Consider the following 24878-nt stretch of genomic DNA (forward strand, 5'->3'; position numbering starts at 1 on the left):
CCCCTTGACATTGGTACAGCCTGGCGGCATAGTACGCGGCCTTATTTGTACCCTTATTCATCACGATTTTCTGAGGAGCACGACGGTGGCAAACTCACCTCAAGCCAAGAAACGCGCCAAGCAGGCCGAGAAGCGCCGCGATCACAACGCAAGCCTGCGCTCCATGGTTCGTACCTATATCAAGAACGTAATCAAGGCTATCCAGGCCAAAGACCTGGAAAAAGCAAAAACCGCCTATACTGCAGCAGTGCCGGTCATCGACCGCATGGCTGATAAGGGCATTATCCCCAAGAATCGGGCCGCTCGACACAAGAGCCGTCTGAACGCACACATCAAGGCATTGGCTACCGCCGCCTGATCTGCGTTCCTTGCGGAAGAAAAAACCGGCTTTTAGCCGGTTTTTTTGTGTCTGGGATTTGGGATTTGTGAACAGCGAGTGAGTACGTTACAACGTCAAAATGGATTCCCGCCTTCGCGGGAATGACGATATCTGGGAGCTCGGCCGCACTATCTGCGCAATCAGACCAATACCAGATTATCGCGATGGACCATCTCAGGCTCGTCGACATAACCGAGAATCCGTGCCACGGCCTCGGTTGACTGACCCAGAATACGACCGGCATCCAGGGCGCTGTAATTGACCAGCCCTCGTGCTACTTCCTTGCCATCAGGACCGACACACACCACCATTTCTCCACGACGAAAGGCGCCTTCTACTGCCACCACACCCACAGGCAGCAAACTCTTGCTGCCAGAAGCCAGCGCTTTGACTGCGCCGTCATCGATCACCAGCTTGCCGCGGGTCTGCAGATGGCCTGCAAGCCACTGCTTGCGCGCAGCCAGCATGCCCTTCTCTGGCAACAACAGCGTGCCCAACTCCTCCCCCGCCTGCAAGCGCTCCACAACACGATCGATCCTACCGCCGACTATGACGGTACCCGCACCCGAACGTGCAGCCAGGCGCGCTGCACGCAGCTTCGTAAGCATCCCGCCGCGACCCAGTGCACCGGCGCTACCGCCGGCCATCGCATCCAGTGAAGGATCATCGGCCATTGCCTCACGGATCAGTTCCGCCTGCGGGTTGCTTCTCGGGTCGGCGGTGAAAAGGCCATCGCGGTCAGTCAGAATAACCAATAAATCCGCCTCAACCAGATTGGTGACCAGCGCACCCAGGGTGTCGTTATCGCCAAAACGGATTTCGTCGGTTACCACAGTGTCGTTTTCGTTCACTACAGGAATAACGCCCAGATCCAGCAAAGCCCTGAGCGTACTGCGCGCATTCAGGTAACGCTTGCGATCGGAGAGATCATCATGGGTTAGCAGTACCTGCGCGGTCGACAGGCCATGGGCCTGAAAGCTCGATTCCCATGCCTGCACCAGCCCCATCTGACCAATAGCCGCGGCCGCCTGCATCTGGTGGATCGTTTTGGGTCGTTCAGTCCAGCCCAGACGACTCATGCCCGCGGCAACAGCCCCAGACGAGACAACAACCAACTCGGCTCCGCTTTTGCGCAGCTCGACCAGCTGTTCAACCCAGACGGCCATCGCCTCCTTGTCCAGACCCCGACCGTCTCCGGTCAGCAGGGCGCTACCGATTTTGACTACCCAGCGGCGGGCATTGGTCACCTTGTCACGCATATTCGATCCAGAAGCAAAGGGTCAGTTGAATCAGCGCATTCTAACCCATTCGCGACGAGGCTTGTACCAGCCTCGGTAGGAGCGGCCGCCTGGCCGCGAAGGGTTTTGCTTGACCTTTCGCGGCGAGGCCGGCGCTCCTACCGTTGTAATCTGGCTGGAGCGCCGGCCTCGGCGCGAATCGATAGCAAACGAAAAAATCAATGCACGTAGATGATCTCTGGACCGTCTTCGTCATCTTCGTCGTCATCCTCATCATCAGCGTCATTCAGCAAACCCTGCTTACGCAGCGCCTTGCGGTCGTCCAACGTCTGAATATGGGCGCGAGCTTCGTCTTCGATCTGCTGATCCAGCTGACGTACTTGAGCAGCGTATTCTTCGTCATCCTGCATCCGCTGGGTACGCTCATCCAGCCAATTCATTACGTCCTTGGCCAACTCGTCAGTACCCTGACGTTCGGAAGCAGACACAACGTATACCGGACCGTCCCACTCCAACCGCTCAACCACGTCATCCAACAACGCTTGCTGCTCGTCTTCCATCAGCTGATCGCACTTATTCAGCACCAGCCAGCGCTCACGCATAGTCAGTGCCGGGCTGAATTTACCCAGCTCATGGATGATCGTCTCGATCGCTTCGGCCGGATCGCTATCATCGGGCGGTACCATGTCGACCATATGCAGCAGCAAGTGCGTGCGCGACAGATGCTTGAGAAAACGCGTTCCAAGACCCGCCCCTTCGGCTGCGCCGGCAATCACTCCGGGGATGTCCGCAATGACGAAGCTGCGCAACTGACCCACATCCACCACACCCAGGTTGGGCACCATGGTGGTGAACGGGTAGTCCGCAACCTTCGGCTTGGCAGCGGATACCGCACGAATAAAGGTGCTCTTGCCCGCATTCGGCAAACCAAGCAGGCCAACGTCAGCCAGCACTTTCAATTCCAGCTTCAGATCACGCTGATCACCCAGGCTACCTTGGGAGGTTTGCCGCGGAGCACGGTTCACACTGGACTTGTACCGGGTATTGCCCAGGCCGTGGAAACCGCCCTGAGACACCAACAAACGCTGGCCCGCCTCGGTCAGATCACCAATGATTTCCTGCGTACCGGCATCAATCACCGTGGTACCGATCGGCACCAGCAGAACCATATCCTCGCCCTTGGCGCCGGAGCAATCCTTGCCGCGCCCATTCTCGCCACGCTGGGCGTTGAAGCGCCGCTTGTAACGATAGTCCACGAGCGTGTTGCAGTTTTCCGCCGCTTCCAGATAGATGGAACCGCCATCACCGCCATCACCACCGTCCGGCCCGCCTTTGGGGATGAACTTCTCACGGCGAAAACTCATGCAACCATTGCCCCCATCGCCGGCTTTGACCGTGATGGACACTTCATCAACAAATTTCATCTTGCTCCCTCCCGCTATGGGATGGATTAAAGGTTACTACAAACAAAAAAGCCCCGTCGTCAGACAGGGCTTTTTCGAACTAGGGGAAGTTTCAGGCTTCTACGACGTTCACGTAGCGGCGACCGAACTTGCCCTTCACTTCGAACTTGATCACGCCGGCCGCTTTGGCGAACAGTGTGTGATCCTTGCCCATGCCAACATTCTTGCCGGGATGGAATTCAGTGCCACGCTGACGAACAATGATGTTGCCGGGGATGATTGCCTGGCCGCCATACATTTTGACGCCAAGGCGTTTGGATTCGGAATCGCGGCCGTTACGTGTGGAACCGCCTGCTTTTTTGTGTGCCATGGGTGTTTATCTCCTCAATGGGCTTAGGCAGAGATGCCGGTAATCTTGATTTCGGTGTACCACTGACGGTGGCCCTGACGCTTCATGTGATGCTTACGACGACGGAACTTAATGATGCGAATCTTATCGCCGCGACCATGGGCGCTGATTTCAGCAGTCACCTTGGCGCCTTCAACAATCGGCGCACCGATGCTGATGTCATCACCGTTACCGATCATCAGTACGCGGTCAAAATCGATACTGGCACCGGTTTCCAGGTCCAGCTTCTCTACTCTCAGGTATTCACCTTCGGTGACCTTGTACTGCTTACCACCGGTTACAATCACTGCGTACATGATGCTTTCTCCGTAATCCTGCTCACCCGGCGCTTAGGTATAATCGTTAGTGGCCGGCATGGCTGCAAGTGAACCCGCCTATCGGGCCCTACCTTGCCATTGTCAAAACAGGGATGCTGTAAATCTGGTTTTCAGGGGCGGAAATTCTACTCAATGCTCGGACCTAGCGCAAGCCTTCCATGCGCAGAGTTTACAGTATTTGCTCAACTGCAACCCAGGCCCAGGCTGCGCCTTTCTTGACACCGAACTGCCCGCCGCCTAGCATGCCGCGCAACCTTTGAGGAATCTGCAGTCAATGTCTACCCTGCCTTTTTATGACGCAGTAGCCGATGATTTCGACGCCGTAAATCAGCTGATCATACGCCAGCTGCATTCGCGCGTTCCTCTGGTGGAAAAAATCGGCAGTTATATTATCAGCGCCGGAGGGAAGCGACTGCGACCCTTGGTAGTCTTGCTGAGTGCTCGCGCCTGCGGCATGACCGATCCACGGCACTACAGCCTGGCTGCGATCATCGAGTTTTTACACACTGCCACTCTGCTGCACGACGATGTTGTCGACACATCAGACCAACGCCGCGGTCGATCTACCGCTAATGCCAAGTGGGGTAATGCGCCCAGCGTACTGGTAGGTGATTTTTTGTATTCACGCGCCTTTGAAATGATGGTCGAACTGGGCGATATGCGCATCATGCAGGTGCTAGCCAATGCCACCAATGTGATTGCTGAAGGCGAAGTATTGCAATTAACCAAGGTACGTGACGCCGCAACCGACGAAGCGACTTATATGGAAGTGATCCGCAGCAAGACTGCCATGCTATTCGAAGCTTCAACTCACAGTGCTGGACTTTTAGCAGGCGCGGATAACGCCCAAATCGAAGCACTGCGCCAGTATGGCAATGCACTGGGTATCGCGTTTCAGTTGGTCGACGATGTATTGGATTACACCGGCGAAGCCGACGCAATGGGCAAGAACGTCGGGGATGACCTGGCCGAGGGCAAACCTACTTTGCCACTTATTTATGCCATGCGCGAAGGAACTGCCGAGCAGGCAACCCTGGTGCGCAAGGCCATTCAAAAAGGCGGCATCGAAGATATCACTGCTATCCAAGAGGCAGTGCGCGATTGCGGAGCACTTGTTTATACCTCAGCGCTTGCGCGCAGCCATATCGACGAAGCACTGAGGCTGCTGCAGGTATTGCCGCCATCGGTATACCGTGACTCGCTGGAGCAGTTAGCCGAATTTGCGATTGATCGCAGCTTCTGAGGTGTAATCTTCGAGCCGGGGCCGCCGCTCCTACCTTAACCGCGGTGCACATATCCGACAGTAGCCCCACCTTATCCGGAAGGAGCGACCGCCGGGTCGCGAAGGGTTTGCTAGAGCACGTTCAACAATTCGATATCAAATATCAGCGTGCTATGCGGCGGGATGCTTCCAGCTGCACGGCCACCGTAGGCCAGCTCAGGCGGTATGAAAAGGCGCCACTTATCGCCTTCACGCATCAGCTGCAGGGCTTCGGTCCAGCCGGCAATCACACCTCCTACCGGGAATTCAGCAGGCTCACCACGCTGGTAGGAGCTGTCGAATACCTCACCACCAATCAAGGTGCCTTCATAATGGGTACGCACAGTTGATCCGGCATCCGGCGTCGCGCCTTCGCCTTGACTAACGACTTCATACTGCAGACCAGAGGCAAGGGTTATTACACCCGGGCGCTCCGCGTTCTGCACAAGGAAATCCATTCCGGCTTGCCCCGCCGCTTTAGCGGCTTCCTCTGCGACGGCTTGCATCTTCGCCTGAAGACCTTGAAAAGCCTGTTGCAAAGCAGCCTCATCGACTTGACTGGCCGTTTGAGTAAAGGCATCACGCAAACCAGAAACCACCAGATCAATGCTTAATTCGGGGATATTACTAGCCAGTAACTGGTCGCCCATCTGACGGCCGATGCCGTAGCTGACGCGCTTTTCGTCTGTATTGAAAGTGTCGCTCATACCGGTACTCCCTGAGAAATAGCGGTAAATCCTGACATAAAGCAGGCAGAAATTCATTAAACGACGCCGGTCCGTTACAATGCCGGGCTTTCTGCCATATCCAAACGAGACACCGCCATGCTGGAAAAATTATTCCAACTGCAAGCCCACGGCACCAGCGTGCGCACTGAAGTCATTGCCGGTCTGACCACCTTCCTGACCATGGCCTACATCATTTTCGTCAATCCAATGATGATGGCGGACGCAGGTATTGATCCGGGCGCCGCCTTCGTCGCAACCTGCCTGGCCGCAGCCATAGGCTCGCTGATCATGGGTTTATGGGCCAATTATCCGATTGCGCTCGCCCCCGGCATGGGCCTGAACGCCTTTTTCAGTTATACGGTTGTCGGCTCAATGGGCTATAGCTGGGAAGTAGCCCTGGGCGCAGTTTTCATCTCAGGCTTCCTGTTTTTCCTGCTAAGCATCTTCAAGATTCGCGAATGGATCATCAATAGCATTCCAATGGCACTGCGCTCGGCCATTGCCGCAGGCATTGGTCTATTTCTGGCTCTGATCGCCTTGAAGAATGCTGGTTTTGTCGTCGATCACCCCGCCACACTCGTCGCCTTGGGTGATCTGACCCAACCCGCCCCCTTGCTCGCAGGCCTAGGCTTTGCTGTCATCGTCGCCCTGGCCTACCGACAGGTCACTGGCGCGGTAATGATTGGCATATTGTTGATTACCGGCATCAGCCTGATCACCGGCCTCAGTCAGGCCAGTGGCATAGTATCTGCACCGCCCAGCCTCGCGCCGACATACTTGCAACTGGATATCCGCGGAGCGATAGAAATCGGCATGCTAAGCGTCATTTTTGCGTTTCTGTTTGTCGATCTTTTTGATACTTCCGGCACCCTTATCGGCGTTGCCCACAGGGCCAACCTGGTCGATGAAGACGGTAAACTACCCCGCCTGGGTCGTGCACTGATGGCTGACAGCACCGCCACCATGGCTGGCGCCGCCCTAGGCACATCTACAACCACCAGTTACATTGAATCAGCAGCAGGCACCGCAGCGGGCGGCCGCACCGGCCTGACAGCCTGCGTCGTCGCTTTGTTGTTCCTGATCAGTTTGTTCTTCTCTCCGCTAGCAGGCGCGGTACCTGGCTTCGCCACCGCACCCGCCTTGCTGTTCGTCGCTGTGCTGATGACAGGCGGCCTGGCTCAGGTTGACTGGGACGATCTGACTGTTGCCGCCCCCGTGCTTATAACCACAATTACCATGCCGCTGACCTTTTCCATCGCCAACGGTATTGCCCTGGGATTTATAAGCTGGACGGCAATCAAGCTGCTTGCCGGACGTTGGCACGACCTGAATCCCAGCCTGTATGTGCTGGCCGCTCTTTTTATTATCAAACTGGCGTTATTTAACTAATGAGTCTGTCATTCGACCCTGCAGAGTATAAGCAACAACTAGAAGCCAAACGCGTGCGTCTGGTCGAGTTACTACAGCCATTCAACGCTCCCGAACCGACGGTGTTCGCCTCACCGCTCGAGCATTTTCGTTTACGGGCCGAGTTTCGTCTCTGGCATCAGGATGGCCAACCGTATTACGCGATGTTCGAAAAGGGTAACAAGCACAAGTCAATCCTGATCGACCAGCTACCGATAGCCAGCCGCCGCATCAACGAGCTGATGGGGCCTCTGCTGGAAGCCTGCCGAGCAGACCCCCTGCTGGGGCGCAAACTGTTTCAGGTCGAGTTTCTAACCACCCTCTCCGGCGAAGCGCTGGTCAGTCTGTGCTACCACCGCCCGATCGACGACACCTGGGACGGCGCCGCACAGAGTCTGGCAGAGCAACTGGGTATTATGGTGATCGGGCGCAGCCGCGGGCGTAAACGGGTGCTGGAGCGCGATCATGTGATCGAGGAATTAAGCGTAAACGGTCGTACCTGGCGCTATCAGCAGGTAGAGGGCGGCTTCACGCAGCCCAATGGGCACGTTAACCAGCATATGCTGGGCTGGGCGCAGGACGCGGCCGGATCCAACGAAGACGACCTGCTGGAGCTCTACTGCGGCAACGGTAACTTTACCTTGCCGCTCTCGACATGCTTTCGCAAGATAATGGCAACTGAGCTGTCGAAAAGCTCGGTCTATTCGGCTATCACCAATATGGAAATGAACAACGTCGAAAACGTTACTTTAGTGCGACTGGCCAGCGAAGAAGTGACCCAGGCACTTACCGGCGTACGCGAATTCCGGCGCCTGCAAGGCATAGACCTACAGAGCTTCGACTTCGGCACTGTCTTTGTCGATCCGCCACGGGCCGGCCTTGATCCGGCGACCCTGGAGCTGGTCAGAGGTTATCAGCGGATCCTATATATCTCTTGCAATCCCGAGACGCTGGCTGCAAACCTGCGGGACCTCTCCAGCACGCACCGGGTGAGCCGGTGCGCGTTGTTTGATCAATTTCCTTATACCCATCATATGGAGAGCGGGGTGTTGTTAGAGCGGCGGCCTTGAGCTACCGGCTTTACCAACAGTCATCGACGGCTTTGCTGCCGCTGACTCCTTTTTCTCCGGCGTGTGACAGCGTCATGTTGCCGCAGGCGTCACTGGACATCATTCCGGTACCAGTCGCGGTCAAAGTAAAGTTATTCCTGCCACCAGAAGCAGCGACCGAATAAGTGGCAGCTCCTGACTCCGGGACCCTCGTCTTGTAAACTTCGGCGATTTCAGTCGTACTTCCGGATTTGGTATAACTGCCTTGTATAGAATAATAACGCTCAAGCGCTTGGGCCGACTCCATTAGCGCCACTGATGCCTCTGCACGGTTACTTTTCCGGACATACTCCTGATACGACGGGTAAGCTATGGCCGCCAAAATACCGATGATGGCTACAACTATCATTAACTCAATCAGGGTAAACCCCTTAATTGCTGTCCCGCGCCAGACCAACTTCATTGCAGCTGCCTCCAGGATTGACGGCCAACAGGGGCAGGATCACCAGCCTCTGCTGTGACCCCCAGAGTACCGCTGGACCCTGAGGTATATTTGTACTCGCGTTCGCCTGCACCAACGATACCCGGCGTCTTGATAATCTCGTTGAACCCCTTGCCGCCTACCGATACTTTTGTACCATCTGCGAGCTGAACAAAATCGCCATCATCAATCAAACCATCACCATTTACATCGAATACTGAATAGGTGAGCCGCGCTCCGCTAATCGCGTCAAGTTCATTGATCCAGCTCGTACCACCAAAATCGCAGGGATCCTGGGAAGGAATAATACTGGTGAAGATAATCCGGCCAAAACGCAGAAGAGGCGTACTGACTACGCGCTCCCCATTAGCTGAGCCGTTTGCAGGATACTTGAGATCCAGATACCAGCCTGCCTTTGTCGGGTAGTTAACCAACGTATCCGAATAAATCCTGGCCTGTCCAAAGCCCGGCACATTGTCCTGATAAACAATGGTCTGGCGCTGCAGCGACGTCGTGGCAACCACAGATCCGTTATCTCGAACACCGTAGAACCTCTGAAGAGGAGGTGTAGGTCCAACCACGTTGTCACCCTCTTTAAAGTAGCTACCCGTACCGAAGTACACCATGTAACCCCCATCCGGATGCCTGCCCACAACCGGCCTGCTGGTAATCGGTTGCCTTTTCGTGCCATCTGCGACAGTGATCAAAGGTTTGGAGACATTTCCCTGCTTGAATGCTACAGCCCATTGTCCGGAATTAGTGGACGTGAGATCAAATTTCCAAAGATTTCCCTGCAGATCACCGGCATAAACGAAATCGGTGATTCGATCGCCTTGGATGTCTACCGGCGCTACCGGTCCCAGACCGTTCGGCCCCAGGCCGTTATTTTGATCAAGGCTGGTGACTCCCGTATCAATCACTCGAATTACCGCGCCCGTGTCCAGTCGCACGATCACCAGCTTGACGTTACCACCGCTGTTGTAGCCATTGCCGAAAACCGCTCCCCAGTTACCATCGGCAAGCCTGATGACAGTTGGCTGACTGATTCCCTCACCAATGCCATGTGTGACGTTGCCTTGCTGCAACTGACCGCTAATCTCCCACAGGACCTTAGAACTGGTCATATCAACAGAATTCGGATTCGTGACATCTAGCGCAAAAACTGATCTGCCGCCTAGGCCCGTGCCGCCAACCGCTATGGTCTTCCAAGCACCATTGAGGAAAGCATCGCCCACCCGGGGCGTAGCATCAACAAGGAAATTATGGGAATACAATGGGTCTGTCAGCTTGGTCAGTTTGGGATAGATGGAACCTGGAACGTAACCAAAGAGCTCAGTTCCGTTCACCGCATTCAAACCATGCAACATGCCATCGTTGGCGCCGAAAAGGAGCAATGGCGGCCGCGAGTCCTTTCCTTCAACGTAGGTTTCATAGCTGCCATCCAGGCCCTCAGGTAACAGGTCGTAGCGGAAGTTGTCTTTGCCCACAAACGTCGGATCGGAATTGATTACGTCACCGAGCACTTTCACTCGATTACGATAGCTTCCTCCATTCCTCAACTCCTGTGACTGCGCCCCGCGGACCCATGCGATTCGCGCAGCTCGCTCAGCGGTATTGGTGCCAAGAGCTGTCAATTGCGCAGCAGAATAATTACTCAATGTGGTGGTAAAGTTGATTCCGGTAGTTCCGTTCCAACTCAACAACGTCCTTGGCGAGTCATGCTTGAGTGTGTCGTCGGTTGACCAGATTTGATCCTTAATATCACCAGCTGCGCCAACCGAGTACGCCAAGACCTCACCCGACCAATCGGTACTGTCGAACTTTGCCTGGAAAATCCGAGTATCAGTATCCAGCCTGGTTGAGTTGGCTGCGACACTAGACGCCGAACCTACTCGCGCCAGAATAGTGTTTAAGATCTTCTTCATTTCGGAGCTGACTTGTGCTGGCGTATTAGCATTCAGCAATGCTCCGCGCCCGTTAATGGTTGCGTGCCACAAATCGTCGACAGCTTTGGGATTGCGGTTAGTAAAACTGGACCACCAGCTGGGAGGGTTCTGATAAGGATCTACCGGGCTCAGGCTGTCGGGGTCAAAAAGGATGCCCTTGGTACCCAGAGTTACTGCATAAGTATTCATGTGCAGATCGCGGTTGCAGTCCAAAGACGGATCACGATTGGTTAGGCTGCACTCTGTCGGAACAGGCACCCTCCCCGGGGGAAAGGCGGTGCCGGTCCGCAGCGGCACAAATGAACTGTCGTAGTATTTCATCGCCAGGTCGGCAATGGTCCCGCTTGCTGTATCAGCGTAAGGCGCGCCTTTGGCAGCATCGTAGTTGGTGTTGTCTGGGAAGTCGGCATTCGAATATCCATCCGTAAACAGGACGGTGGTATTGGACTGACACGCGTACTGGATGATATTCGTGTCATTGCGGAACAGCTTGCCCGCCTCATTTATTGCCCGGCGGTTGGGTGTGCCGCCCAAGCCCTGATTCATCACATAATCATAAACGGAATTGAAGAGTGTTGACTTTTCAGCACCGGAGGCGAGGCTTCGCATGGTGACGCTAGGCGTGCCGTTATTGATTCTGAACCAGCCGACGCGAGCGTTTGCTGCATCCTCGAATGACTCAACAACGCCGCCACGAGTCGCAAGGTGACGCTTTCTGTAATAGGTAAACCAGTTGGCGAAATTCTGCATTGCTGCAGCGTAGGCGTCGGAACTGGAAAAATTAACCGGCTTTATTTCATATCGATACAGGTTGGCAGTAACGGCGCCGGGACTGAAACCCACGGGAGTCAGGTTTGCAACATAACCCGCTATCGCACTAGAACTTCTCGAGTAAAAAGTCGCTGGAAAATAACGCACTCCATGACTCTGATTAGCTTTCACAGAAGTGGTTGGGGAGACGGTTATTGGAGTAATGACATCCACCCAATTAGTACCATTATTCACTCGTGCTCCTGTCTCGATAACCATTCCACTGAAAAAACGAAATCTCCAGTTTTCAAGATTGGATTCCACGTTAGCAGTCAGGTTGAACGCCGCAGCTGATGACTGGGGATCTGGTGAGGCCGCCACAGGGTTAGAATTGGTATAAGTCTTGGTATTGGTGGAAGGCCATGGTGAGTAGACAACCGATGGATCGAAATAGGCATTGTTGAATTCGGACGAACGGGCCCATGCCAATCGAGTAATAGGCGGAATCGCAAAGTGATCGTTAGTCGAGTCGTCATATCGGCGCCGGCCATCGTAGCTGCCGTTTTGCCCATTGGGGAAAAGGTAGACAAACTTCTTCCACGTGCTGTTAGCGGCTCCGTCGACGTTGAAATTCAACGTCGACGTGCTAGCCGCAACATCTGAAGTTACATCCGCATTGGCGCCCGAACCAGTAAATGACTCGTTAGTATCATTCCACCAGGCTGCGCCATCGTTTCCGGGCAACAGGAGCTCACCATCCATACTCCCGGAGTCATCCAGCGCCAGTAGAATATTCGGCGACACTTGCGTAGTCAGAAACAATGGCACATCCGAGATAGCCACATCGGCGTGACTAAGCGAAGAGAAACCCATCATCAGACCAAGAACCGCACCGAGGATCGTCTTGCTGCTTGTAAACCTATTGAGACAGGTCATCACTTGCTCCAGTCAGTCCCGACGGTAAGTAGTTTCTATAGCTGCCAGTGATATATCACTCACGCCAAAGCCACGCGCTACAATTTTGTAAACATCAACGATGGGCGGTACTTCATCTGACGCCAGATCAGCGCCAATATCGTAGACGGATATATATTTTTGTATGTAGTACTGGGGCTGGCGAGCCACTTCGTCGACGCCCGTCACACCGACCCAGGTATTGGACTGGGCGCTTGCCCAATCCGGGACAGTGCAGGCTGTGGCGGTACTCTCCGTATTGGCACATACCAGATAAAGCCCGTTGCTGCCCTGGAACTCGGGAAGACTTGCCTGCTGCAAGACTGCCTCGGCGGCTCTCAAAGCTGTTTCGGCAGACTGGAACGCGACATTAATGTCACGGGCATTACCTGCCATACGCTCTTGCAGGGTGGCTCCCTGAATCGCGCTCAAGCCGATGACCGTCAACAGCAACAGAAACACGAGACTAATCAGGAGTACAGCTCCACGCTCGCTCCCGATAGCTTGGTTTTTCATAGTGTTCCTCTTCATTTCATGGAGCCCTGTTACGCACGGCGACAACGCTTTCGAACACATTCCTAATCACGCCGTCACTGGTAATCGTCTCACCGTTGAACTTCAGTGCTTGCGAGAAATCACCTGATGAACCAATGACGCTATCGGGCCCTGCCAACAGCATGCTGAACTGTACACTGACTACCCGAGACCAATCCGTCACGGCATCCGCTGTTCGGTATTCGTTGACGTTCCGATTTCCTGAAGTATCTACGCCGTACTGCAACTGCAAATCTTCGACACCATCAACCAGCTCTACATCAACCACGGATGCCGGGCCGCCCTGAATCTGCATCCACAATGCATCAACAGCAGCATTATTCGCGCTTGGTTTGACGTAATAGGTGATGCTCTTGAATGCCATCACCTCGGCATCCGAGCCGTAGAGCTTGCTCAGATTGTTGTTGCTGTTGGATCCTTGTGAGTGGGTTATGGTTACTTTTTTGCCATTATCCTGCTTGGGCTTGTTCACCACGTTGAATATATCAGCAGCGACACAATCAGAAATCATCAGGGTATCGTCCTGGGCAAAGCCAAACCGATTATCAACTATTTGGATGTTTGCATTGATCGGTGCAAGGTTTCCTGTGAGCCGAATGCTTTCACCAGATGCTCTGCGCGTGGAGATAACGTCAGTACCTGCCTTGGCGCCATATGCGTTACCTGCAGTGACATTGTTCAAGCCGACCAGGAAAGTATCCGCATTAAAGTTCATGAAATCCGCAGGTGGCTCTGCGATAACGTTAACAGCTACGCGATCAAGATTGCCGCAGCCCATGTATCCTGCCATGCGCAGGTCTCTGGACAGATAATCTACGGCAAATCTGCCATTTTCCTGGATTCTGGCCATGGACTCCTGCATGCGGTAGACATTTTTGCTGCTTAGAAAGACCTGTATGATCGCAGCGCTGATGATCAGCCCTAAAGCCAATGCAATCATCAGTTCTACGAGACTCAAACCGCGCTGTTGATAGGCATACATGTTTGTCTGGTCTCCCCTCATAACCGTGTCTCGAAAACAAACTTCTGGGCATCTGCCGCGCCAAGTCTTCCTTCGCTCCAGGTAACCGTGATCAAGACGTTATCCCCTGCAGCAGCGACCGAACCCTTTCCCTCCGGGAGATACTGGCTTAATGCTGTCCGCCATTGCTGCAGATCGATCGATGAAATAGAGGTACCCGACGGCTCGTCTGTAATGGCAATGCTGTAACCGCCAGCCTTTGCGACCGCTCTGTTCGCTCGCATGCGATCTGCAATATCGTAGGACAAGACAGTGGCTTGGGAGCGAATCGTGGCTGTCTGGTTGAACTTCATTGAATTCAATTGCAAGCCGGCCATACCTAAGACGCCAACTGACAGAACCAGAACGGCTACAAGCACCTCGAGCAGGCTGAAGCCGGCTTGGTTCGCATTCTTTTTAGGCAAAGAGTTCATGAGCAGGTTCTCTTGGTTACCGACACCCGCCCAATTGCGTTTATGCTGATATCACGCTCATATCTGCAATAATTAGCACCCACCCGATATTGCATATCGACCTTGCTACCCATAGCGACTCCTTGCAACTGGCCACGCGAATTGAACTGTACGCCCGTACCGGGACCGCTCAAAGTTGCGCCATCTAGCGCAGGAAAACGTCGAAGCACTTCGCTACCAACCTCGACCTGCCAACCTCCATTCCAGCTCGTACCAGAGAGCGGTTCGACAACAACTGTAGCTCCGCGCTTTACTGCTTCGGATCTCGCTAGGCTCAGGGCGGTAACTAGAGCTTCTCTTTGGGAGTCCGCACGATTAGATCGTATCAATTCGGCGAAACTGGGCACGGCGATCGCTAGCGCTATTGCTAGCACTGCAACAGTCACCATCAATTCAATAAGAGTGAAACCCTTCACACTTTTCATCAAAACCCCCTCCATTACGTGATGACACTATAGAAAGCCGGGCGCAAGCGGTCGCGTTCATTACGATAATCGGTAATATCGGCATGACGACAGGTTATCGCTACTCGATAGCTACCGGGGCATACAAGGCAGTAGCCCCTTCACGCTCATCATGGAGGATTTCACATGCGCTCCCGCGGCTTCACTCTGCTCGAACTGTTGATTGCACTGGCAGTATTAGCACTGATCATGAGTATTGCTATCCCAGGTTTCGGCAGCATGATTGATCAGCAACGCATGAGTACCGGGCTCAACAATCTTGGCTTAAGCCTGAGCATGACCCGCCAGGAAGCAGTCCGCATGAATCGGACTACCACTCTCGCTCCGATTAGCGGCGACTGGAATCAGGGTTGGATCATCTTCGTTGATAAAAACAATGATGGGGCCGTCGATGCCGGAGAGCCCGTACTCCGTGAAGCGCTACCGGATGCACGCGTGCGCATGCATGCGAACAAGCCGGTCGCACATTACGTCCGCTTTAACGCTCACGGCCAGACGGTGCTGCTCAATGGCGGCTTTCAGGCTGGTACCTTTCGTTTTTGCCCTTCAAAAACGGGTGCTGAGGGCAGAAAACTGGTTATAAATCAGGTGGGCCGTTGGCGAGTCGAGCGCACGGTAATCGACCGAAAGTATTGCCCGTAAAATCCCGCTGCTTCAGGTCCGGTATTCGGCATTTATGCGCACATACTCGTGGGACAGATCTGTGGTCCAAAGGGTTTCCATATGCTGCCCGCGCCCCAGCTCGATGCGAATGATGATTTCTGCCTGAGCCATGATCGCGGCGCCCTGCGCTTCAGTGTAATCAGCAGCTCGAGCTCCGTTGTGAGTAATACAAACATGATCGAGGTAAACATCGATCTGCTCGACATCCAGATTCGGTACGCCTGCGCGCCCCACTGCAGCCAGTATACGACCCCAATTGGGGTCAGACGCGAACAGTGCGGTCTTGATGAGGGGCGAGTGGGCGATCGCGTAGCCGACGTCTAGGCACTCATCGCGATTATTACCGCCATTGACCTGAACCGTGACGAATTTGGTGGCGCCCTCGCCGTCGCGGACAATTGCCTGGGCAAGTTCGAGCATGATCGACTTGATGCTATCAGCAAGAATTTTGTAGTCGGCGCCTTTCGCTTCGGCAATGACCGGCATCTGCGCCTTACCGGTGGCTATCAACATGCAACAGTCATTGGTGGAGGTGTCACCGTCGATCGTGATGCGGTTGAAAGACAGGTCAGCAGCTTCGCGCAGCAATGCTTGCAAGACGGGCTGAGCGACTTTCGCATCGGTAGCAATGTAACCGAGCATGGTAGCCATGTCAGGTTTGATCATACCTGCGCCCTTGGAGATACCTGTGACCGTCACACTTTGGCCGGCCAAGGTGATCTGACGACTGGCACCCTTCGGCAAGGTGTCTGTGGTCATGATGCCTTCAGCGGCCTGTGCCCAATGATTCTCGTCGAGATTGCCCAGTGCGCCGGGCAAAGCGCTGATCACTTTATCCGCGGGGAGTAGCTCACCGATGACGCCCGTGCTGAATGGCAGAACCTGCTGGCTGGTTGCTGCGGTCAACTCCGCGAGGGCGGCACAGGTTTTAAGAGCCGCTTCCATACCCGGATTACCGGTACCCGCGTTGGCGTTGCCCGTGTTGACCAGCAGATAACGAGGGGACTGATTCAGATGCTGGCGGCACAGGGTGACCGGAGCAGCGCAGAAAGCATTGAGGGTGAATACACCGGCGATTGACGAGCCTTCAACTACCTCCATCACCACGACGTCCTTTCGGCCTGCTCGCTTGATACCAGCCGAGGCAATTCCCAGACGAAAACCTGGAACGGGGTGCAAGACAGGAAGGGGGCCGAGTCCGACGGGCATGATTCAAATCTCCGATTGAAGTGAGGGAGATATTGTAGCAGCAGATGCGTGACGGGAGTGGGCGAGTCGAGTTTCAACCCGACCCTGGGAGTTAGCCGACAGTAGGTTGGCCGAGCTGGAACTCGGCCTTCCATTAGCTCAGGCTATTTTGCCGTGGCACTGTTTATATTTCTTGCCTGACCCACAGGGGCAAGCGTCGTTGCGTCCAACCTTGGGGCCTTCGCGGGTAATAGGCGCAGCCGCAGCAGTGTGCTCGCTTTTGCCTTCATTACCTTCGTCGGACGGCGACTCTACCGATTCATGCTTGAACTGCATGCGTTTGGCCATCTCTTCTGCCTGACGACGCTGGCGGGCCTCTTCTTCGGCGGCGTCTTCGCGACGCACCTTCACATGGCTGAGAATACGAATAGTGTCGTGCTTGACCGACTCGAGCATTTCCTCAAACAAATTGAAGGCTTCGCGCTTGTATTCCTGTTTCGGGTTTTTCTGTGCATAGCCGCGCAGATGGATGCCCTGGCGCAAGTGATCCATGGTTGCCAGATGCTCTTTCCAGAGATCATCCAGCACACGCAATAACATCTGCTTCTCAAAGGAACGCAGTGCATCAGCGCCCGTCAGCTCTTCCTTCTCGGCATAAGCTTTGACCAACTCGTCCAGGATTCGCTGACGCAGCCCTTCTTCATGCAAGGTGTCGTCTTCATCCAGCCATTGCTGCAACGGTACATTAAGAGCCAGCTCAGCGTTTAGATGCTGCTCGAGCCCGGGGACATCCCATTGCTCCGGCACACTTTGTGGCGGAATGTACTGGCTGATGGCATCTGCCACCACATCTTCACGAATCGCTGTAACGGTATCGGATACACCCTCGGCGGCGAGGATGGCATTACGTTGTCCGTAAATAACCTTTCGTTGCTCGTTGGCAACGTCGTCATATTCAAGCAATTGCTTACGAATATCGAAGTTGCGCCCTTCAACTTTGCGCTGCGCTTTCTCGATTGCATTGGTGACCATGCGGTGTTCAATCGCTTCACCTTTCTCCATGCCCAGTGCCTTCATGAAGTTCTTTACCCTATCGGAGGCAAAGATGCGCATGAGACTGTCTTCCAACGAGAGATAGAAGCGGCTGGAACCCGGGTCGCCCTGACGACCCGCACGCCCGCGCAGCTGGTTGTCGATACGCCGCGACTCGTGGCGCTCACAGGCGATGATGTGCAAGCCGCCTGACTCCAGAACCTGCTGATGACGCTGTTGCCATTCAGCCTTGACCTGAGCGACTTGCTCATCGGTCGGATTGTCGAGACTGGCCACTTCGGCTTCCCAGCTACCACCCAGGATGATGTCAGTTCCACGGCCAGCCATGTTGGTGGCAATGGTCACTGCACCCGGACGGCCTGCCTGCGCGATGATTTCAGCTTCTTTTTCATGATGCTTGGCGTTCAGGACTTTGTGCGGAATCTTTTCTAAATCGAGCAGATGAGAGACAGCCTCAGACGACTCAATTGAGGCAGTACCCACCAGAATTGGCCTGCCCTCACCCATGCTGTGCTTGATGTCCGCTGTGATGGCAGCGAACTTCTCACCAATGGTCAAGTAGACCAGGTCATTATAGTCCTTCCGTGCCATGGGCTTATTGGTGGGGATGACCACAACATCAAGACCGTAAATCTGCCGGAACTCGAAGGCTTCCGTATCGGCGGTACCGGTCATGCCAGACAGCTTGTTGTAGAGACGGAAGTAATTCTGGAAAGTCGTGGAAGCTAGCGTTTGGCTCTCAGCCTGGATCTTCAGGCCTTCCTTTGCTTCGATGGCCTGGTGCAGGCCTTCCGATAGACGACGACCTGGCATAGTACGGCCAGTGTGCTCATCTACCAGCAACACCTGATCGTTTTGCACAATGTATTCGACGTTGCGGTGGAACAAGGTATGCGCGCGCAGTCCCGAATGAACATGCTGGAGCAAGTTGAGATTCTGTGCGGCATAGAGACTGTCTCCGTCCGTCAGCAGACCTTCCTCGACCAACAACTTCTCGACGAACTGGTGACCGGATTCGTTAAGCTCAACCTGCCGGGTCTTCTCGTCGATGTAATAGTGACCTTCAACTTCCTCCTGACCCTCTTCGGCAAGATAGCCACGGTCAAGTGTAGGAATCAGTTTGTTGATCGCGGCGTACATGCGCGAACTGTCTTCGGCAGGACCAGAAATGATCAGCGGCGTGCGCGCCTCATCGATCAGAATCGAATCGACTTCGTCAACGATGGCGAAGTTGAGCTCGCGCTGAAACTTGTCCTCAAGCCGGAAAGCCATGTTGTCGCGCAGGTAATCGAAGCCGAATTCGTTGTTGGTGCCATAGGTAACATCGCAACGATAGGCGGCTTTTTTGTCTTCAGGATCCTGAAAAGGGACGACTACGCCGACCGTCAGCCCAAGAAATTCATACAAGGGCCGCATCCAGTTGGCATCCCGGCGAGCCAAGTAATCGTTCACCGTGACCGCGTGCACACCCTTTCCGGAAAGCGTATTGAGATATGCCGGCAAGGTCGCAACCAGCGTTTTGCCCTCGCCCGTTTTCATTTCCGCGATATGCCCTTCATGCAGCGTCATGCCACCGATCATCTGGGCATCGAAGTGACGCATGCCCATCACGCGCTTGCTCGCCTCACGCACCAATGCGAAGGCTTCAGGCAGTATTGCGTCAAGACTTTCGCCCTTCTCCACCCTTTCCTTGTACTCGGCGGTCTTGGCCTTTAACTGATCATCGCTCAGAGCGTTCAGCTTTTCTTCTTGGGCATTGATCGCGTTAACGATTCGGCCCATACGCTTCAACTCACGCTCGTTTTTGCTTCCAAACAGCTTCTTCAATAAAGGCGCAAACATAGTCGACGTTGATATCCGTTTGAGGGTGGGCGGCGCAGCCGGTACGTACTAGGCCAAACCGTAAACGAGCATTCTACTCTGAATAGCGTTGCACAATAAACCTGCTGGAGCCAAGGTTCGAGACCGCGCTGCCAACGCTGCGGGCATTATGCCAGCAGACAGAAGCAAGACGTGGGCTAACAATCAATCAGAGGACAAATACATCAGAACGTCTGCGATTTGAGCAGACGCGAGCATTCAATTGAGCGCGATATAACGCGCAGGATTGACGGCCATGCCTTTGCGGTAAACCTCGAGGTGTAGATGAGGTCCGGTAGAGCGGCCAGTGGTACCCACAGTGGCAATCTGTTCGCCTTTGCCGACAAGATCGCCTTTTTTCACTTTTAGCTCATGGGCATGGGCATACCGGGTTTTGTATCCGTCGCCATGGGAAATTTCGATCATATTCCCATAAGCGCCATTGCGGCCAGAAAAAGTCACCACGCCGGCACCTACGGCAAAGATCGGCGTGCCACGTGGCGCCGAAAAATCGGTACCTGTGTGCATGGCGATGCGGCCCGTAATAGGGTCGGTGCGCCGTCCGAAAGCGGATGACACATAGCCTTCATTGACAGGCATAAAGTCAAGCAGGGCATTGTTGTCGGCAGAGCGACTCATGATCAGCTGTTCCAACAGTTTCATCTGCTGGGTACGATCGTCTATCCGATCAGCGAGCCGATCAAGTACCAGCTGCACGTCAGACTCCTGGCTCGCGTTATTATTACGCAATTCAGGGCCGCCCATGCCGGGGTCGGAGCTGAAGTCAAACTCGCCGTCGGAAAGATCAGCCAGCTCGGTCAATCGCACTCCCAGGGCGTCCAGCCGCAGCAAGCGCGTTTGCAAACGAGCTAACTGTTGGGTCATATGTGTCAACTGCGTCTGGGACTCGCTGCTAGCAGCCTCATTGACTTCAAGCTCAGCCAGAGTCCGCTCCCATATGGCGTCAGTATTGGTCCTCTCAGAATCCGACTGTGACTCAGATCCAAGCATCGACCAGGTCAAAACTAATGCGCTGACCGGCAGAGCTATCAACGCCACCAGTGCTGCCAGCATTACCGGCAGACTGAGAGTAACCGCGCGGGCAGCGCCTTGGCGGTCGGTGAGAATGATGATGTTCAATTAAAAATCCCCAAAGTACGTATTCTGCGGTTCTGATAGGATAACCGCTGCTCAATCACTTCAATCGGCAGCCGCAATGTCCTTCCATCCCCTTGATGCCCGTCGACCCGGCGATTTAATCCGAACTAATGCCACCCTTAAGAGTCTATTCATTAAGGCTGGAGCAGTGGAACGACTGCAAATCCTGCTCGATACCTTGCTGGAGCCTGCGGCGAGAGATCACTGTCGTGTGGCCTCTATGCACGAGGGTGTACTGCGGCTCATAGTGTCCGACAGTCACTGGGCAACCAGAATGCGATACCAGCAAAAACGCCTTGTTCGTCAGTTACAGGCTTTCAATGAATTCGCGACTTTAACCAAAATTCATTGCAAGGTACAGCCCGTGTTGGTCAAAAAACCACCACCCGCTCACAACATGCGCAAATCTGCAGTCGCTGCAGAGACATTACACGACACTGCTACGCAAGTGACAAACCCCGCGCTAAAGGCCGCGCTTGAGCGTTTGGCACAGCACCATACGGAAAAATAAGTCTGTTTTTAGGCAAAAAAATGGCCACCGAAGTGGCCACCAAATACGAAACGAAACTAGAAATCAGACAGCAGCAGCTGGTCTCATAAAGGAGATGGGAGCAGTACCTGCATCTTCAAATGTTACTATTTCCCAAGCATCCTTGTTGGCAAGCAAGGCGCGGAGAAGCTGGTTATTCAGACCATGGCCCGACTTGTGACCACGGAACTCACCGACCAGGCTTTTACCCAGCAAGTATAGATCGCCGATGGCATCCAGTATTTTGTGTTTGACGAACTCGTCCTCATAGCGCAGGCCGTCTTCATTCAACACACGGTACTCGTCGACTACAATAGCGTTATCGACGCTGCCTCCCAACGCCAGATTCTGCGATCGCAGGTGCTCGATATCGCGCATGAATCCAAAGGTCCGCGCCCGGCTAACCTCTTTGACGAACGACGTGCTGGAAAAATCCACACAGGCGAACTGACTGCGTCCGCGGAATACCGGATGATCAAAGTCGATCCCGAAGGACACCTTGAAACCCTCAAAGGGCAGGAAACTGGCACTTTTGCCATCTTCCTCAACGGTAATTTCCCGCTTGATACGAATAAACTGTTTGGCAGCGTCCTGCTCCTCGATTCCAGCGGACTGGATCAGGAATACAAAAGGACCCGCACTGCCGTCCATGATTGGGACTTCGGAGGCGCTGAGCTCGACATAGGCATTGTCGATACCCAGACCAGCCATAGCGGACAACAGATGCTCAACGGTGTCGACCTTGGCCCCATTTCTAACCAGTGTTGTCGACATGGTCGTCTCGCCCACGAACTCGGCCCGGGCCGGAATCTCGACCACAGGGTCGAGATCGGTCCGGACGAACACGATACCGGTACCAATAGCCGCCGGTTTCAGCGTGAGATAAACTTTCTCACCCGAATGCAGACCAACACCAGTGGCCCGGATGATGTTCTTCAGTGTGCGCTGTCTGATCATGCTTAAGTGTTTCCGCTGTAGTTGCACAAAAGTTGCGAACTATTTTCAAAAAGAGTGGTTAGCATCATAGCAAAGCCCACCTTTATTGAACACCAATCAGCCCTATCCTTGTCATTGATCCGATCTATCGACTCGGGTCAATCCGCCTGCCGACGCAGAAAAGCTGGAATATCCAGATAATCTAGATCTTCTACCGGCCGATCCAGCCGCGCTGCTGCCGCACTGCTGCCCTGCCCTGTATTGCGCATAACCGTCGGACGATCCAGGTCGCGATAGTTGGGCGCAGTATTGTCTGCTGCGTGACCTGTTGTATAACGGCTTACGGGAGCCTGCGCGCTGGTGTTATCAACCACCTTGACCGGCTTTTCAATCTTTGCACCCAGACCGGTAGCAACGACGGTCACTCGCAGTTCATCGCGCAGCTCGGGGTCGATGACAGTACCGACGACGACCGTGGCCGTCTCAGAAGCAAACTCTTCGACTATGTTGCCGACCTCAGAGAACTCGCCCAGAGACAGGTCAGGACCCGCAGTGATGTTAACCAGAATGCCCCGTGCACCCATCAGATTCACGTCCTCCAACAACGGACTGCGAATAGCCGCCTCGGCTGCCTCACGGGCCCGATTCGGGCCGCTGGCGTGGCCTGTGCCCATCATAGCCATACCCATTTCACTCATGACGGTTTTTACGTCAGCAAAGTCGACGTTGATCATGCCTGGACGCATGATGAGGTCAGCAATACCCTGAACTGCGCCCAACAACACATCGTTAGCTTTGCTGAAAGCGGCCAATAGACTCGCGTCTTTGCCCAGTACAGTCAGCAGTTTTTCATTGGGGATAGTGATCAAAGAGTCAACGTGTTCGCTCAGCTCCCGAATACCCTCTTCAGCAATCTGCATACGCTTGCGGCCTTCAAACGGAAACGGTTTGGTGACCACTGCAACAGTGAGGATACCCATTTCGCGCGCTACTTCGGCAACAATAGGCGCCGCTCCAGTACCGGTACCGCCACCCATACCCGCGGTGATAAAGACCATGTCCGCGCCGCGTAGCACTTCTGCAATACGCTCGCGGTCTTCCATAGCGGCTTCACGACCAATCAACGGATTAGCACCGGCACCCAGGCCTTTGGTGACGTTGGGACCCAGCTGCAAGATTGTCCGTGCGCTAACATTTTTCAGTGCTTGGGCATCGGTATTGGCGCAGATAAATTCAACACCTTCGACATTGTTGACGACCATGTGCTGCAGCGCATTACCGCCGCCACCGCCGACACCAACAACCTTTATTATTGCGTTTTGCGGAACGTTATCAATTAATTCAAACATGGTCCCATCTCCTCGAGTACTAACTCGTTTCGTTTCGTTTCGTTATTGCAATGCTCGCTTGCGCGAGGCCTTGACCGCTTTTATGCGGCTCTTAAAAATTACCCTTAAACCACCGCTTTATACGGATCAGCGGAGATTCCTTGCTCGTTTCTAAGTTGCTAGCGGCAGCCGCATGATGCCGATTGCCGTAATGCAGCAAACCTACACTGGTGGCGTATATGGGGTTGCGCACCACATCCGCCAACCCCTTGAATTCCTGCGGCGTGCCAAGCCGTACCGGCATATGGAAGATCTCTTCGGCCAGCTCCACGGCGCCTTCCATCTTCGATGTGCCGCCGGTCAGTACAATGCCCGCCGGAATCATGTCTTCAAAACCGGAGCGACGCAGCTCAGCCTGAATTAGCGTAAACAGTTCGTCGTAACGCGGCTCGACTACCTCGGCCAGTGCCTGGCGGGACAGGTCGCGTGGGGGACGTTCACCTACGCTCGGGACCTTGATGGTTTCTTCCGGGCCAGCCAGCTTAGCCAGGGCGCAGGCGTAACGAATCTTGATTTCCTCGGCGTACTGCGTTGGTGTACGCAGGGCCATAGCAATATCGTTGGTCACCTGATCGCCAGCGATGGGGATCACGGCGGTATGCCGAATCGCGCCTTCGGTGAAGATGGCAATATCAGTGGTTCCTCCACCGATATCGACCATGCACACACCCAGTTCTTTTTCATCCTCCGTCAGCACTGCGTAGCTGGAGGCCAACTGCTCGAGAATCACGTCCTCAACCTCAAGACCACAGCGACGGATGCATTTTTCGATGTTCTGTACCGCATTTAAAGCGCAGGTAACCAGATGCACTTTGGCTTCGAGGCGCACACCGGACATCCCCAGTGGTTCGCGTACGCCTTCCTGGTTATCGATCACATACTCCTGAGGCAGTATATGCAGTACTTTCTGGTCAGCAGGTATAGCCACCGCCTGACCGGCATCGAGCACGCGATCAATGTCTGCCTGGACCACTTCCCGATCTCGGATGGCGACGATGCCATGGGAGTTGAGACTGCGAATATGATTACCGGCAATTCCAGCGAAAACCGAGTGGATCTCGCAGCCGGCCATCAACTCTGCCTCTTCAATGGCACGCTGGATCGATTGCACAGTGGATTCGATATTGACCACCACGCCCTTCTTCAGGCCGCGCGAGGGGTGCGAGCCAATACCCACGATCTCCAATATGCCGTCAAGGCCGATCTCGCCGACCAGTGCGACTACCTTGGAGGTCCCGATATCGAGCCCGACAATCATTCTGCTACCCTGCTTGCTAGCCATAATATCT

The 24878-nt window shown here is 54.4% G+C and carries 23 protein-coding genes; 6 read left to right on the plus strand and 17 right to left on the minus strand.

Annotated features, from left to right (window positions below; genetic code table 11):
- Positions 1-85 precede the first annotated feature (85 nt).
- Positions 86-358, plus strand: coding sequence for a 30S ribosomal protein S20 (gene rpsT / locus ACJAXR_RS01925; protein WP_415056564.1), 273 nt, complete (start codon positions 86-88; stop codon positions 356-358).
- 161 nt (positions 359-519) lie between these two features.
- On the opposite strand, the gene proB is transcribed toward rpsT, so the two are convergent.
- The 4 genes from proB to rplU form a co-directional block, all read right to left on the minus strand.
- The gene (proB, locus tag ACJAXR_RS01930) at positions 520-1638 is read right to left on the minus strand and encodes a glutamate 5-kinase (RefSeq protein WP_415056565.1); all 1119 of its coding nucleotides are present in this window, start codon (positions 1636-1638) and stop codon (positions 520-522) included.
- Between the two features lie 197 nt (positions 1639-1835).
- Positions 1836-3041, minus strand: coding sequence for an Obg family GTPase CgtA (gene cgtA, locus ACJAXR_RS01935; RefSeq protein ID WP_415056566.1), 1206 nt, complete (start codon positions 3039-3041; stop codon positions 1836-1838).
- 91 nt (positions 3042-3132) lie between these two features.
- Positions 3133-3390, minus strand: coding sequence for a 50S ribosomal protein L27 (rpmA, locus tag ACJAXR_RS01940; protein WP_415056567.1), 258 nt, complete (start codon positions 3388-3390; stop codon positions 3133-3135).
- 23 nt (positions 3391-3413) lie between these two features.
- The gene (gene rplU, locus ACJAXR_RS01945) at positions 3414-3725 is read right to left on the minus strand and encodes a 50S ribosomal protein L21 (protein ID WP_415056568.1); all 312 of its coding nucleotides are present in this window, start codon (positions 3723-3725) and stop codon (positions 3414-3416) included.
- A 295-nt stretch (positions 3726-4020) separates the two neighbouring features.
- On the opposite strand from rplU, the gene ACJAXR_RS01950 reads away from it, so the two are divergent.
- On the plus strand, positions 4021-4989 hold the full coding sequence (locus ACJAXR_RS01950; protein ID WP_415056569.1) for a polyprenyl synthetase family protein: 969 nt from the start codon (positions 4021-4023) through the stop codon (positions 4987-4989).
- 110 nt (positions 4990-5099) lie between these two features.
- Here ACJAXR_RS01950 and ACJAXR_RS01955 read toward each other — a convergent pair whose 3' ends face one another.
- Complete coding sequence (locus ACJAXR_RS01955) at positions 5100-5714, minus strand: FKBP-type peptidyl-prolyl cis-trans isomerase (RefSeq protein ID WP_415056570.1); 615 nt, start codon at positions 5712-5714, stop codon at positions 5100-5102.
- A 117-nt stretch (positions 5715-5831) separates the two neighbouring features.
- Between ACJAXR_RS01955 and ACJAXR_RS01960 the strand changes: the two genes are divergently transcribed.
- Entirely contained in the window at positions 5832-7124 is a 1293-nt protein-coding gene (locus ACJAXR_RS01960) for an NCS2 family permease (RefSeq protein ID WP_415056571.1), read from the plus strand.
- The gene (gene trmA / locus ACJAXR_RS01965) at positions 7124-8212 is read left to right on the plus strand and encodes a tRNA (uridine(54)-C5)-methyltransferase TrmA (RefSeq protein WP_415056572.1); all 1089 of its coding nucleotides are present in this window, start codon (positions 7124-7126) and stop codon (positions 8210-8212) included. Before ACJAXR_RS01960 ends, trmA begins: the two co-directional genes overlap by 1 nt.
- Positions 8213-8222: 10 nt before the next feature.
- Here trmA and ACJAXR_RS01970 read toward each other — a convergent pair whose 3' ends face one another.
- Genes ACJAXR_RS01970 through ACJAXR_RS01995 form a run of 6 tightly spaced genes read right to left on the minus strand, consistent with a single transcriptional unit; the run spans position 8223 to position 14775 of the window.
- Positions 8223-8654 (minus strand): type IV pilin protein, encoded by a 432-nt coding sequence (locus ACJAXR_RS01970; RefSeq protein WP_415056573.1) that lies wholly within the window; start codon positions 8652-8654, stop codon positions 8223-8225.
- Positions 8651-12304, minus strand: a complete 3654-nt coding sequence (locus ACJAXR_RS01975) for a pilus assembly protein (RefSeq protein ID WP_415056574.1) — start codon at positions 12302-12304, stop codon at positions 8651-8653. The genes ACJAXR_RS01970 and ACJAXR_RS01975 overlap by 4 nt, the downstream gene beginning before the upstream one ends.
- A gap of 12 nt (positions 12305-12316) precedes the next feature.
- Positions 12317-12838, minus strand: a complete 522-nt coding sequence (locus ACJAXR_RS01980; RefSeq protein WP_415056575.1) for a PilX N-terminal domain-containing pilus assembly protein — start codon at positions 12836-12838, stop codon at positions 12317-12319.
- A gap of 16 nt (positions 12839-12854) precedes the next feature.
- On the minus strand, positions 12855-13859 hold the full coding sequence (locus ACJAXR_RS01985) for a PilW family protein (protein ID WP_415056576.1): 1005 nt from the start codon (positions 13857-13859) through the stop codon (positions 12855-12857).
- A 17-nt stretch (positions 13860-13876) separates the two neighbouring features.
- On the minus strand, positions 13877-14311 hold the full coding sequence (gene pilV, locus ACJAXR_RS01990; protein WP_415056577.1) for a type IV pilus modification protein PilV: 435 nt from the start codon (positions 14309-14311) through the stop codon (positions 13877-13879).
- Positions 14308-14775 (minus strand): GspH/FimT family pseudopilin, encoded by a 468-nt coding sequence (locus tag ACJAXR_RS01995; RefSeq protein WP_415056578.1) that lies wholly within the window; start codon positions 14773-14775, stop codon positions 14308-14310. The genes pilV and ACJAXR_RS01995 overlap by 4 nt, the downstream gene beginning before the upstream one ends.
- A 165-nt stretch (positions 14776-14940) precedes the next feature.
- Here ACJAXR_RS01995 and ACJAXR_RS02000 point away from each other — a divergent pair, with 165 nt between their 5' ends.
- Positions 14941-15456 (plus strand): GspH/FimT family pseudopilin, encoded by a 516-nt coding sequence (locus tag ACJAXR_RS02000; protein WP_415056579.1) that lies wholly within the window; start codon positions 14941-14943, stop codon positions 15454-15456.
- Positions 15457-15468: 12 nt separating this feature from the next.
- On the opposite strand, the gene argJ is transcribed toward ACJAXR_RS02000, so the two are convergent.
- The 3 genes from argJ to ACJAXR_RS02015 form a co-directional block, all read right to left on the minus strand.
- Positions 15469-16686 carry a bifunctional glutamate N-acetyltransferase/amino-acid acetyltransferase ArgJ gene (argJ, locus tag ACJAXR_RS02005; RefSeq protein ID WP_415056580.1) on the minus strand — a complete coding sequence of 406 codons (1218 nt, stop codon included), beginning with the start codon at positions 16684-16686 and terminating at the stop codon, positions 15469-15471.
- A 138-nt stretch (positions 16687-16824) separates the two neighbouring features.
- Positions 16825-19560, minus strand: a complete 2736-nt coding sequence (gene secA / locus ACJAXR_RS02010; protein ID WP_415056581.1) for a preprotein translocase subunit SecA — start codon at positions 19558-19560, stop codon at positions 16825-16827.
- Positions 19561-19797: 237 nt separating this feature from the next.
- Positions 19798-20718, minus strand: a complete 921-nt coding sequence (locus tag ACJAXR_RS02015) for a M23 family metallopeptidase (RefSeq protein ID WP_415056582.1) — start codon at positions 20716-20718, stop codon at positions 19798-19800.
- 76 nt (positions 20719-20794) lie between these two features.
- Between ACJAXR_RS02015 and ACJAXR_RS02020 the strand changes: the two genes are divergently transcribed.
- On the plus strand, positions 20795-21247 hold the full coding sequence (locus tag ACJAXR_RS02020) for a DUF721 domain-containing protein (protein WP_415056583.1): 453 nt from the start codon (positions 20795-20797) through the stop codon (positions 21245-21247).
- Between the two features lie 63 nt (positions 21248-21310).
- Here the strand turns inward: ACJAXR_RS02020 and lpxC are convergent, their stop codons facing one another.
- The 3 genes from lpxC to ftsA form a co-directional block, all read right to left on the minus strand.
- Positions 21311-22222 carry a UDP-3-O-acyl-N-acetylglucosamine deacetylase gene (gene lpxC / locus ACJAXR_RS02025; RefSeq protein WP_415056584.1) on the minus strand — a complete coding sequence of 304 codons (912 nt, stop codon included), beginning with the start codon at positions 22220-22222 and terminating at the stop codon, positions 21311-21313.
- Between the two features lie 137 nt (positions 22223-22359).
- Positions 22360-23550 carry a cell division protein FtsZ gene (gene ftsZ / locus ACJAXR_RS02030; RefSeq protein WP_415056585.1) on the minus strand — a complete coding sequence of 397 codons (1191 nt, stop codon included), beginning with the start codon at positions 23548-23550 and terminating at the stop codon, positions 22360-22362.
- 91 nt (positions 23551-23641) lie between these two features.
- Entirely contained in the window at positions 23642-24871 is a 1230-nt protein-coding gene (ftsA, locus tag ACJAXR_RS02035; RefSeq protein WP_415056586.1) for a cell division protein FtsA, read from the minus strand.
- Positions 24872-24878 lie beyond the last annotated feature (7 nt).

The organism is Halopseudomonas sp., from assembly GCF_047631575.1.
Taxonomy (GTDB): Bacteria; Pseudomonadota; Gammaproteobacteria; order Pseudomonadales; family Pseudomonadaceae; genus Halopseudomonas.

Bases quoted from the DNA above. Each gene is read 5' to 3' on its own strand.
- rpmA (WP_415056567.1), bottom strand. From the start codon at position 3,390: ATGGCACACAAAAAAGCAGGCGGTTCCACACGTAACGGCCGCGATTCC.
- ACJAXR_RS01970 (WP_415056573.1), bottom strand. From the start codon at position 8,654: ATGAAGTTGGTCTGGCGCGGGACAGCAATTAAGGGGTTTACCCTGATT.
- lpxC (WP_415056584.1), bottom strand. From the start codon at position 22,222: ATGATCAGACAGCGCACACTGAAGAACATCATCCGGGCCACTGGTGTT.
- ACJAXR_RS02020 (WP_415056583.1), top strand. From the start codon at position 20,795: ATGTCCTTCCATCCCCTTGATGCCCGTCGACCCGGCGATTTAATCCGA.
- secA (WP_415056581.1), bottom strand. From the start codon at position 19,560: ATGTTTGCGCCTTTATTGAAGAAGCTGTTTGGAAGCAAAAACGAGCGT.
- ACJAXR_RS01960 (WP_415056571.1), top strand. From the start codon at position 5,832: ATGCTGGAAAAATTATTCCAACTGCAAGCCCACGGCACCAGCGTGCGC.
- cgtA (WP_415056566.1), bottom strand. From the start codon at position 3,041: ATGAAATTTGTTGATGAAGTGTCCATCACGGTCAAAGCCGGCGATGGG.
- trmA (WP_415056572.1), top strand. From the start codon at position 7,124: ATGAGTCTGTCATTCGACCCTGCAGAGTATAAGCAACAACTAGAAGCC.
- ACJAXR_RS01980 (WP_415056575.1), bottom strand. From the start codon at position 12,838: ATGAAAAACCAAGCTATCGGGAGCGAGCGTGGAGCTGTACTCCTGATT.
- proB (WP_415056565.1), bottom strand. From the start codon at position 1,638: ATGCGTGACAAGGTGACCAATGCCCGCCGCTGGGTAGTCAAAATCGGT.
- pilV (WP_415056577.1), bottom strand. From the start codon at position 14,311: ATGAACTCTTTGCCTAAAAAGAATGCGAACCAAGCCGGCTTCAGCCTG.
- ACJAXR_RS01975 (WP_415056574.1), bottom strand. From the start codon at position 12,304: ATGACCTGTCTCAATAGGTTTACAAGCAGCAAGACGATCCTCGGTGCG.
- ftsA (WP_415056586.1), bottom strand. From the start codon at position 24,871: ATGGCTAGCAAGCAGGGTAGCAGAATGATTGTCGGGCTCGATATCGGG.
- rplU (WP_415056568.1), bottom strand. From the start codon at position 3,725: ATGTACGCAGTGATTGTAACCGGTGGTAAGCAGTACAAGGTCACCGAA.
- ACJAXR_RS01995 (WP_415056578.1), bottom strand. From the start codon at position 14,775: ATGAAAAGTGTGAAGGGTTTCACTCTTATTGAATTGATGGTGACTGTT.
- ACJAXR_RS02000 (WP_415056579.1), top strand. From the start codon at position 14,941: ATGCGCTCCCGCGGCTTCACTCTGCTCGAACTGTTGATTGCACTGGCA.
- ACJAXR_RS01950 (WP_415056569.1), top strand. From the start codon at position 4,021: ATGTCTACCCTGCCTTTTTATGACGCAGTAGCCGATGATTTCGACGCC.
- ACJAXR_RS01985 (WP_415056576.1), bottom strand. From the start codon at position 13,859: ATGTATGCCTATCAACAGCGCGGTTTGAGTCTCGTAGAACTGATGATT.
- ACJAXR_RS01955 (WP_415056570.1), bottom strand. From the start codon at position 5,714: ATGAGCGACACTTTCAATACAGACGAAAAGCGCGTCAGCTACGGCATC.
- argJ (WP_415056580.1), bottom strand. From the start codon at position 16,686: ATGCCCGTCGGACTCGGCCCCCTTCCTGTCTTGCACCCCGTTCCAGGT.
- ftsZ (WP_415056585.1), bottom strand. From the start codon at position 23,550: ATGTTTGAATTAATTGATAACGTTCCGCAAAACGCAATAATAAAGGTT.